The organism is Microbacterium sp. VKM Ac-2923 (assembly GCF_022815605.1).
Lineage (GTDB): Bacteria > Actinomycetota > Actinomycetes > Actinomycetales > Microbacteriaceae > Microbacterium.
In genome coordinates, this window is record NZ_JALGRP010000014.1 from 45,417 (window position 1) to 54,002 (window position 8,586).

Consider the following 8,586-nt stretch of genomic DNA (forward strand, 5'->3'; position numbering starts at 1 on the left):
TCAGGCCTCCTTGGGGTAGCGGCCGTGCTCCCGGATGATCCCGGTGGCGGTCTTCTTGATTTCGGAGGTGAGATCACCGTTCTTGACGGTGAACCAGTTGAGGCCGGGGAGCGCCTCGCCGAGCTTCACGGCGAGGGCTTCGGTGTGGCCCTTGTCCCAGTAGCCGCCGACGAGTGTGTAACCGGACCCGGCGGTGAGGGTGTAGTTCGTGCCTGCGATGAAGTCGTCGTCAGGGCGGAGGAAAAGCCCGGCGACGGGGGTCGGGTAGAGGAACGACCAGTAGTACTCCTGGACGGTGCCGTCGGTGGCGCGGCCGGGCGTCATGACGGGGACGAGGCCTCGGCTGTCGGGGTCGAAGGTGAACTGGATAGCTGCGACGAGGGCGCCGTAGTGGATGCTGTCGGCGTCTTGCTTCGAGATCTCGGCGTCGGCCCCGTGGATCAGGTTTTTCATGACGCGCTCGAGGCCGTCGGTGTTGATGAGCCGGTCGGCGAAGGACGACGGCGAGTGCCCGAACGGCCGGTAGCTCGTGCTGTCGTCGCCGTACGCGTCCGAGTTGACGCGGCGGATCGCGTCGCACCCTTCCTCGTAGTCGTCGGCGGTGAGGAGGACGCCGAGGAGCTTCCCGTCGGCCGTGCGGATGCGGCGCGGGGTGCTGATCTCGGCCTGGTCCGCCCACTCATCGACGAGGCCCGACGCCGCGTCCTCCGGGGTCCAGTCGATGCGAGAGGTGATTTCCCGTCCGTCGCTGAGACGGTAGTTCTCGCTGTGGCCGTCGCGGCTCATGCTGACGATGCGGGGCTTGGTGTTGTCGGTCACGGTGTGTCTCCTCGGTGGTGTTCGATGCGGGCCTGGGCGCGGCGGATGCGGTCGAGCAACTCGCGATCGCGCACGAGGCGGTCGTAGATGGGTGTGGTGTCGGGCGCGGTGGGCTCGCGGTACTCGTAGAGCCGCCCGTCAGCGCGGCGGTGCAGTCGGAGCGCCGCGGTCACCTTCGTCACGTCTCGGACGTGCTGCGACGCGAAGGTCGCGATCTCCTCGCGGTCTTCGCTGATCCCGACGAGGTCGACGACGTGCAGCACGAGAGCGCCACCGTCGGGGGTGCGGAAGGTCACGTCGATCGCACACCCCATGAGGCCGATATCGGGGAAGGGCATGGGGTGTTCTCCTGTTCGGTGTCGGCCGGCTTCTTCTCGCCGTCGTCGGTGAGCTTCCAGGCGCGGCCGTCGCGGTCGCAGATCGGTATGTGGATGGGCCGGTTCTCCTCGCGACGGAACGCGGCGATGCGGTGCACGAGGATGCCGAGGTCGAGCGCGCGGTCGCGGTCGTCCTCGAACTCGCCGTGGCATCCCTGGGTGCCGTTGCCGCACAGCACGATCCCGTTGGACGCCGCGCCGACGAACGGCTCGGACGTGCCGCCCATGCCGCGCGGGCACCGGTGATGGATCGACCAGTCGAATCCGCGGGTGCCGTTGAGGACGTAGATCCCGCACCACCAGCAGCGGCCCTCATCCCGGTCGAGGATGAGGGCCACTGTGGCGGGGGTGAACTTCCCGTCGGTCACGCCGCGGTAGCGGCGACCTTCGCGCGGGTGCGCTCGACGCCTTCACGCGTCGGGCGGGGCGACTTCCCGTTCTTCCCGAGGTTCGCGAGCGCGCGGCCGACGGCGGATGTCTCGGCCGTCTCGAGCGCGGACGCCGCGGTGATCGAGTCGCCGCTTCCGTCCGTCTCGGTGGCGAACCCCGTCGCGTCCGGCATCCGGCCGTCGAGCACGTCGTCGTCCGTCTTGTCTTTCCAGACACTCGCCTTCACGACCCAGCGGTAGCCACTCCCGCCCTCGCGGGAGATCCGGTGGGTCGTCTCGTGGATCTCGGTGAGGATGCGGCCCTTGCTGTGCGATCGCCAGAAACGGGAGACGCGCGTCGCGACCGTCTCGTAGTCGTCGAGGTTCTCGCTCGCCGTCGAAGGGAGATCATCTCGGGCGGCTCGTTCCTGCGCGATCTGCAGGCGACTCTTGATGGGGGTGGGGTTGGTCACGCGGACTCCTTGAATCGGTCGATGTGTTCGTAGATACGGCGCATGGGAGCCTCGGTGGTCTGCACGCCGAGCGGGCGGTGGGGCCAGATGCCCGACTCGAGCGACGACATGAGAACGGCGCGGGCGTACCGCGCCTCCTTCCGCCCCATCTGGATCTCGTCGTCCGAGAGCTTGAATACGGCCGTGAAGTAGGGCGCCTCCTTCTCGACGACGATGTACCGCTTCTCGGGGCGCTCCCCGGCGACGAGCTGCAGCGTGTCGAGGTAGTGCTCGTGGGAGACGTCGTACTTAAAGTCGGCGACGGCCTTGGAGAACCCGGCCTTGGTGGCGCGGTTGGCGGAGGTCTTGAGGTCGCCGACGAGCGAGAGATCGTCTTGGAAGACGTCGAACCGGCACCGGAGGTCGAGCCCCGCCGCGGCGTCGCGGGCGACGACGGAAACTTCACGAGAGCTTCCCTCGAGCACCTCGCGGGCGTCCGGGTCTGAGAGCACAGCTTCGGCCATGCCTCGGACGATTGCCATGTCTTTCGACAGCATGGGGATCTCGTTGGCGGCGTAAGCCTCGTCTCGGGCCGCCTGAGCGGCCTTTGTGCGGAAGTCGGGGTAGTCCAGCTCGACGACTCCCCATCCGACGCCGAGGACGAGCACGTGCGTTGCGGAGCCGACGTCGAGCGCCTTTTTGAACGGCTGCGGGTGATCCTTGTTGTAGCGATACCGGGCGGCCGAGTCGAGCAGCCACTTCAACTGCGTCGAAGACAGCGCGGGGTGCGCGTGATACGCCCCCTCGGGGACGTCGTGAAAGATGCCGTACTGGCCGCTGAAAGCGCTGACGACGCCTTCCTCGACGATCTCGGCATCCACGACGTCCATTTCGAGGGGGACGAGGGCGGTCGATTCCGAGGATGCGGTCACCGACCGACCCCCGATGCGTGTCCGATCATGATCGCTGCGATGAGCAGCACGGGCATGGCGGACGCGGCGATGATGCCGGGCGCGCTGAGGTACTTCCGGTACTTCACGGGTTCTCCTTCGTGGTGGCGTGCGCGCGGCGTGCGCGCGGTCGCTTTTCGGTGGGTGGCGGGTCGCCGGGGGTGGTCAGGCGCCACGTCCAGCACGCCGCGCCCTTCGGGGTGAGCGCTTCTGCGTGCTGGCGGACGCGGTCGAGGTCGACGAGCTCGGCGCGGGCGGTGCGGAGACGCTGCCCGGTGTACCGGCCGCCGGCATCCGTGTGGATCGCTTCGATCTCGTGGTCGGCGAGGGCGCGGCCGTACGCGGCGAGGATGAGCAGCACCGCCCGGCGAGATCCGGCGGTGTCGTTCGTGTCGGCCGCGGCGTGCGACGTAAGCGGGTCGTCGGCGCGAGCACGCGGCGAGTCCTCCCAAAGCATCAGGGGCGGCGCGGACGTCACGAGCGCTGCTCCTCGGCAGAGCCGCGGAGGAAGCGGTCAACGCGCTCGATCACGGCCGCCTCATCGTCACCGCGTTCGAGCAGTTGCTCGTAGCTTCGGCTGCTGCCCCACTCGCCTTCGATGCGCTCGAGGTGACTCTTTGCCTGGTCCACGAGTTCGCGTACGTCGTCGATGGGCGGGGTGACCGTCCCGTGCGGGCGGACCGCCTCGATTTCGAGCGCGTTCGCGAGCCGCATGATGAGGCCGACGGGCGATTCGGTCGTCCACGAGCCGCGCAGATCCCAGGACGCGACAAGCTCACGCGCCTCCCCCAACAACTCGCGCACGTTGTTGGCGTGCATGTCCTCGCTGGGCGCGATAGCCGTCCCGCGCGTCCCGGAGCACGGGTTCTCGCCGTTGATCACGTCAAGCGCAGTGAGGCCCGAGCCGCACTTGCGGCAGATCATCATTCCGTCGCGATCGTGCGCGGCGTCGGTGACCGTCCCGCGCGGGCGGACCGATCCGAGAATCTGCGCGATCGTGTGAGCCTCGATGCAACGGAGGCTGCGGGTGTCGGAACCGTCCAGCGGGGCGAGCAGATCGCCATGCTCCGGGCAGTAGTGAACGCTCGCCAGCGCTTCGCGTACGTCGTCGGCGGGCGGGGGCGGCGTAGCCCCGCCACGTTTACGGGCAAAACCTGCACCCAGGACGGCGTCCGCCATGTGCTCTTCCCACATCCGGCGATACGCGCCGGGCGCAGATTCGTGCTCATCTTCGGGACTGGGTTCATCCCCCGGGGTTCGCTCGAAGACTGCGATCAGAGCCTCACGATCGTCCCCTTCGGCGGGGAGATGAATGCAGGAAGGGATCGGGGCGCAGTAGTGCTCGTCGAATGAGTTGCCGCACTGGTCACAGAGGCCGCGCACGTCGTCGGCGGGCGGGGCGGACACGGTGTCGAGAACGGCTTCTGTCAACCGCGCCCGCAACACTGCCATGTCCTGACCGAGAAGCCGCGACTGGGCCTTCTCGGGGAAGTTCGACACGTTGAACAGGACGGAACCGACAGCGGCATCGATACGTTCCCGTGTGCCGCTCATCGGGCAATCCCCCGCCAGATGAGCGTGCCAGTGGTGAACACGTCGTCGGTGAGGTCGCGCTTCTCGACCTTCCCAAACACGTCAGCACGGGTAAACCATGAGCCGCTGTCCACGCCTCCGACGACGGTGTAGGCCACGTTAAGAGGCCCCATGACCCACACGTCACCGAGGGTGGCTTTGTGCCACGGCTTCGGGGCGTCCAAATTCTTTTCCGGGTGCGCGTCGAAGTAGGCGCGCGCCGCGTCCCGCATGGCGCTTGGAACCGTGAGTTCGTCCGTGGTGAATGATCTGCTGGCCCCGGTGCTCTCGCGCAGTACTTTGACGTCACGGAGTCCAAATGCGTACACGACGTAATCGGGGTCGGTAGGCCACCTCCACCGGCCGAGGTTTTTGTCTGTCTCGGCGCGGAACAACTCGCTGAGCGCGAGTTCCGCCTGCGGGCCGATGATGATGTCGAGGCTTTCGCCGGCTTCTTTTGTAACCGCGTCAATGATGACGATTCGGTCACCTTCTCGGGAGATGTGGGAGGCGTCGGCGTAGGCGCTTGAAATGGTCATCTGCTGTTTTCTTTCTGGGGTCGGGGGTGTAGTTCCCATAGCTCGGCGGTCGACCAGAGCAGGGTGCGGATCTCGGCGTGCCCGTTGTCGCGGAACTGGACCGCGACGCCGACGCGTTCGCCGACCCACACCCACGAGCCGTGAGCGCGGGACCACATCACGCGGATGGGGCAGACGAGCGTCGTCATCACTTCCTCGACGCGGATGCCGGCCTGTCGGCGCATGAGGTTCATGCGCTCCTTGGCGTGGGGGGTCGCGTCGAGCCGGCGGAGGTCGAGCTGCGGGACGTCCCGGCCGCGCTCCTGCGTTCCTGCGACGCCGCGAGGCGCGTAGCCGTACCGGCGCGTCGCCTCGCTCATCAGTTCGTGCGCGTGCCCCCACCGGAGGTTCTGCGGGACGAGCTTCGTGGCGCCGTCGGGAAACGTGTAGTTGACGCCGTGCCGCTGCGTTTCCTTCGTCGCGCCGAGATCGCGAAACGCTTTCTCGACGGCCTTCGCGGGTTCTTTTCGGACGCTCACGGCAGGAGCGGGACGGCGATCGCGAACAGGGCGAGCGCGACGACGGCCGCGGCGGATGCCGCGACGATGAGCGGCGACGTCGCGGTGGTCGCGGCAGGAACCGGCTGCGACGTCGTCTCGGCGACCTTCGCCGCGCGGACGGGCTCATGGGAAGTGGTCGTGGTCATCGCGGATCTCCTTCGACGGCTGCGGGGCAGAGTGAGAGGCCCGGCCGCGCGGGGGACGCGGCCGGGCCAGGGGGGGGTGCCCGACGCCGGGGGAAGCGGTCGGGCGGGGGAACCCGGCGCACGGGGGAAGCAGCCGGGTCGCATAATGGCCCCATGCGACGGATACGCACGGGGCCGGAATGGCATGGACTTTTCGTCGGCGGGGGCCGTGACGGTCAGCCCTTCACCCTCGATCTCTGGGAATGGGGCGACATACCACGTCGACTCGATACAGAGAGCGGCGTCTACACGCGGGGCGAATACCGCGAAGCAGAAAGCGTGTGGACGTTCCGATATCGCCCCAGACGCCGAACCGAACAGTGGGCGCGAAGCATTAGCCAAGCCTGCGGATCGTGGTGGTATGTGACGCGGAGACGGGTGAAGGGCTTACCTCCCGAAATCCCGATCGTGCCCTCACGAGAGCGCACATGGGACGACGACCTCAACGATGCGAGGTGGGAGTGGACCGATAGCGATGAAGAATAGGGTGCGCCAAGCTCTCCTCGAGCGATCGGACTAGACCCCTCAGGTGTTGTAGCTCAAGGCGCTCGTCCGTTGAGATCTCGACGCCTGATATGTCCAGAACCCGGGCCAGATCGTCCCACTCCTCGACAGGCACGCTCCGCTCGTAGTTGAGAATCCTCGAGACCGTCATCTGGGAGTAGCCGGCCCATCCGATTGCCCGCATCCTTCGAGCAAGCTCGCTCTGCGAGAAACCCTTCGCGTCCATCGCGAGGCGGATCTGCTGGCCGAAGTTCGTTCGACGTTCTCGCTCGTTCACAACCCGCTCCCTTCCGAGAGGGCCGCGAGAACCCGCCGGTAGGCGGCGGCTTCCCTCAGAAGCGTCTCGTTCGTGCCGGAGCCGATACTGAACCCGACTAGACGGTTCAGGGTGACAGCCTCGGTCCATCGCAGGTGCCTTCTTCCCGTCTCGACGGCCCAAACCGTGGGCTGTGACCACTCGTGACCGTGACCGCTCTCTCTCATCTGATCGCCGAGTGCGCGTTGCGAGAGTCCGCAAGCCTCCCGCGCATCCCGTAGCGATTCGCCAACCTGTTCGTCTGTCGGTGTGTTCATGTGCGCTCCGAGGAGTCGAACCTCGGCGTAGACCGTCAGCGCTCGCTCCGTCATCGGCCCGACCCCGTGGGGTTCGTGCGGCCGATCCGTGGGAGCGGAAGTATCTGGTGATCCCTTCGATCACTGCCAGCCGTCCTCTCGAGACGGCCCGCCGCTGGTGTGCGGTCTTCACACCACGGGCCGCGCGCTCCCCCGTTCGGGGCGCTCGTGCGGCGTCGTGACGCTTATCGCTGTGGAGTTTCTGCTGCCGGTGCCCTCTACGCCGGTCGGTGGCCGGGGATCTTCGAGGGGGTGGCATCGGTTCTCGGGCATGCCGAGTAGCGCCCTGGTCGCGGGTGAGAGCGACGAGGCCCGTGCGCGGTGGTCAGCGCGGGAGGGTGTCCCACCGGTTCGCGAGAATCACGAGGATGAGGCCGAGGAGGGCGATAGCCGCCCATCCGTCGGCGGTGAGACGGAGAACGCAGTAGGTGGAACCGAACATGACGAGGAAGACGCCGAGGACGAGGATGAGGGAACGGATCACGTTGGGCGACGCTTCCTTCCGAGCGACCGGGCCGACTGCGCCCACCGATCCTTCGGCGCTTCGAGGTGAGCCCGAACCTTCGACGGGAAGAACCGCCAAGACCGCCCGACGCGAAACGCCGGGATCTCGCCAGCGTTCGCCATGCGGTAGACCTTCGCCGTCGAGACCCGTAGCAGGATCGCTATCTCAGGGATCGTGACGGCGTTTTCGGACTCGTCCACCGGGGCGCTCATGCTGCGATCCCCGAAAGGATGCGTCGCTCGGACGGAGCGGCCCCCTCGCGGAACTCGTCGGGCAGGAGGGATGCAGGATGCAGCCCGAGGGCGAAAGCGACCGACGCGAGCTCGTTGAGTTCCCAGTCGACGTGTCCGTTCACCTTTCGGTTCAGGGTGGACAGAGCAATCCCCGTCTTGCGAGACACCCAGCGCTGGGTGCGGTCCGCCTTGTCGATCGCCTTGCCGACGCGTCGTTCGCGGTCATGTTGTGGTGCCATGTGACTACCGTAGCCACACTTTTGGGACATCTTGTGCCATTCGGCACTAATTGTTCCGTTTTGACTACCAGCGATAGCCAAAATGCGATACCTTGGCGCTGTGAGCAATCAAGACGCCGACGAATACGGCCAGGCATTTAGCCAGGCGGTCGCTTCGGAACTGCGCGCAGAACGCGCCAGGAAACAGAAAACGGTCGCCTCCATAGCGGAGGCGACCGGACTTTCGAAGTCAGCCGTGCTGCATTACCTCAACGGCAAGCGGGGCATCCCCACCTCCGCCTTCGCGTTGATCTGCAGGGCCATGGCCGTGTCGCCCCTCCTGATTTTCGAGCGCGCTGAGGAGCACCTCGAGGATGAGGGATGGGCGAACGCCTAGTTGGCGAGCGAGGCGAGCAATCTTCCAGAGTTCGAGGTGCATGTGAGTTCCGTAGAGATGTTCGGGTAAGGGGATCGGGGGAACGCCTTACGCCGGCAACATCATCGCCCCCAACGCCCACCCCGCCAACATCGTAGGCGAGCCCCCCGACATCAACGGTGGCGGTGTGGGCTTGCCCACAATGGCACGTAAATTTCGGTCTTGGAGGGTAGACCTGAACAGCCCTCCAATTACCCTAGAAACCGCGTGATTCCGCGGTAGTACGTCCTCGAAGCAGTGGGTGGGCAAACAGATTCAAGTCCCGTTAGCCACCCCA

The 8,586-nt window shown here is 66.6% G+C and carries 16 protein-coding genes; 1 reads left to right on the forward strand and 15 read right to left on the reverse strand.

All coding sequences use genetic code 11. The annotated features are described in order from the left end of the window. From MT347_RS16575 to MT347_RS16645, 15 genes are all read right to left on the reverse strand, one after another. On the reverse strand, positions 1-819 hold the full coding sequence (locus MT347_RS16575; RefSeq protein WP_243502490.1) for a hypothetical protein: 819 nt from the start codon (positions 817-819) through the stop codon (positions 1-3). Continuing rightward, entirely contained in the window at positions 816-1,157 is a 342-nt protein-coding gene (locus MT347_RS16580; RefSeq protein WP_243502491.1) for a hypothetical protein, read from the reverse strand. Before MT347_RS16580 ends, MT347_RS16575 begins: the two co-directional genes overlap by 4 nt. Then, complete coding sequence (locus tag MT347_RS16585; protein ID WP_243502492.1) at positions 1,112-1,564, reverse strand: HNH endonuclease; 453 nt, start codon at positions 1,562-1,564, stop codon at positions 1,112-1,114. The genes MT347_RS16580 and MT347_RS16585 overlap by 46 nt, the downstream gene beginning before the upstream one ends. Next, positions 1,561-2,037 carry a hypothetical protein gene (locus tag MT347_RS16590; RefSeq protein ID WP_243502493.1) on the reverse strand — a complete coding sequence of 159 codons (477 nt, stop codon included), beginning with the start codon at positions 2,035-2,037 and terminating at the stop codon, positions 1,561-1,563. The genes MT347_RS16585 and MT347_RS16590 overlap by 4 nt, the downstream gene beginning before the upstream one ends. Then, entirely contained in the window at positions 2,034-2,948 is a 915-nt protein-coding gene (locus MT347_RS16595; protein WP_243502494.1) for a PD-(D/E)XK nuclease-like domain-containing protein, read from the reverse strand. The genes MT347_RS16590 and MT347_RS16595 overlap by 4 nt, the downstream gene beginning before the upstream one ends. A 103-nt stretch (positions 2,949-3,051) precedes the next feature. Next, entirely contained in the window at positions 3,052-3,444 is a 393-nt protein-coding gene (locus tag MT347_RS16600) for a hypothetical protein (protein WP_243502495.1), read from the reverse strand. Then, entirely contained in the window at positions 3,441-4,520 is a 1,080-nt protein-coding gene (locus MT347_RS16605) for a hypothetical protein (RefSeq protein WP_243502496.1), read from the reverse strand. Before MT347_RS16605 ends, MT347_RS16600 begins: the two co-directional genes overlap by 4 nt. Continuing rightward, entirely contained in the window at positions 4,517-5,077 is a 561-nt protein-coding gene (locus MT347_RS16610) for a hypothetical protein (RefSeq protein ID WP_243502497.1), read from the reverse strand. The genes MT347_RS16605 and MT347_RS16610 overlap by 4 nt, the downstream gene beginning before the upstream one ends. Then, complete coding sequence (locus MT347_RS16615; RefSeq protein ID WP_243502498.1) at positions 5,074-5,595, reverse strand: hypothetical protein; 522 nt, start codon at positions 5,593-5,595, stop codon at positions 5,074-5,076. The genes MT347_RS16610 and MT347_RS16615 overlap by 4 nt, the downstream gene beginning before the upstream one ends. Next, positions 5,592-5,762, reverse strand: coding sequence for a hypothetical protein (locus MT347_RS16620; RefSeq protein WP_243502499.1), 171 nt, complete (start codon positions 5,760-5,762; stop codon positions 5,592-5,594). Before MT347_RS16620 ends, MT347_RS16615 begins: the two co-directional genes overlap by 4 nt. A 481-nt stretch (positions 5,763-6,243) precedes the next feature. Beyond that, on the reverse strand, positions 6,244-6,582 hold the full coding sequence (locus MT347_RS16625) for a helix-turn-helix transcriptional regulator (protein ID WP_243502500.1): 339 nt from the start codon (positions 6,580-6,582) through the stop codon (positions 6,244-6,246). Further along, entirely contained in the window at positions 6,579-6,932 is a 354-nt protein-coding gene (locus tag MT347_RS16630) for a helix-turn-helix transcriptional regulator (protein ID WP_243502501.1), read from the reverse strand. Before MT347_RS16630 ends, MT347_RS16625 begins: the two co-directional genes overlap by 4 nt. Positions 6,933-7,242: 310 nt before the next feature. Beyond that, on the reverse strand, positions 7,243-7,401 hold the full coding sequence (locus tag MT347_RS16635; RefSeq protein ID WP_243502502.1) for a hypothetical protein: 159 nt from the start codon (positions 7,399-7,401) through the stop codon (positions 7,243-7,245). Next, entirely contained in the window at positions 7,398-7,634 is a 237-nt protein-coding gene (locus MT347_RS16640) for a helix-turn-helix domain-containing protein (RefSeq protein ID WP_243502503.1), read from the reverse strand. Before MT347_RS16640 ends, MT347_RS16635 begins: the two co-directional genes overlap by 4 nt. Next, positions 7,631-7,894 carry a helix-turn-helix domain-containing protein gene (locus MT347_RS16645; RefSeq protein WP_243502504.1) on the reverse strand — a complete coding sequence of 88 codons (264 nt, stop codon included), beginning with the start codon at positions 7,892-7,894 and terminating at the stop codon, positions 7,631-7,633. Before MT347_RS16645 ends, MT347_RS16640 begins: the two co-directional genes overlap by 4 nt. A 100-nt stretch (positions 7,895-7,994) precedes the next feature. Between MT347_RS16645 and MT347_RS16650 the strand changes: the two genes are divergently transcribed. Further along, positions 7,995-8,270: a helix-turn-helix domain-containing protein gene (locus tag MT347_RS16650; protein WP_243502505.1), complete on the forward strand. Its 276-nt coding sequence runs from the start codon at positions 7,995-7,997 to the stop codon at positions 8,268-8,270. Positions 8,271-8,586: the final 316 nt, after the last annotated feature.

Bases quoted from the DNA above. Each gene is read 5' to 3' on its own strand.
- MT347_RS16645 (WP_243502504.1), bottom strand. From the start codon at position 7,894: ATGGCACCACAACATGACCGCGAACGACGCGTCGGCAAGGCGATCGAC.
- MT347_RS16630 (WP_243502501.1), bottom strand. From the start codon at position 6,932: ATGACGGAGCGAGCGCTGACGGTCTACGCCGAGGTTCGACTCCTCGGA.
- MT347_RS16605 (WP_243502496.1), bottom strand. From the start codon at position 4,520: ATGAGCGGCACACGGGAACGTATCGATGCCGCTGTCGGTTCCGTCCTG.
- MT347_RS16610 (WP_243502497.1), bottom strand. From the start codon at position 5,077: ATGACCATTTCAAGCGCCTACGCCGACGCCTCCCACATCTCCCGAGAA.
- MT347_RS16580 (WP_243502491.1), bottom strand. From the start codon at position 1,157: ATGCCCTTCCCCGATATCGGCCTCATGGGGTGTGCGATCGACGTGACC.
- MT347_RS16640 (WP_243502503.1), bottom strand. From the start codon at position 7,634: ATGAGCGCCCCGGTGGACGAGTCCGAAAACGCCGTCACGATCCCTGAG.
- MT347_RS16620 (WP_243502499.1), bottom strand. From the start codon at position 5,762: ATGACCACGACCACTTCCCATGAGCCCGTCCGCGCGGCGAAGGTCGCC.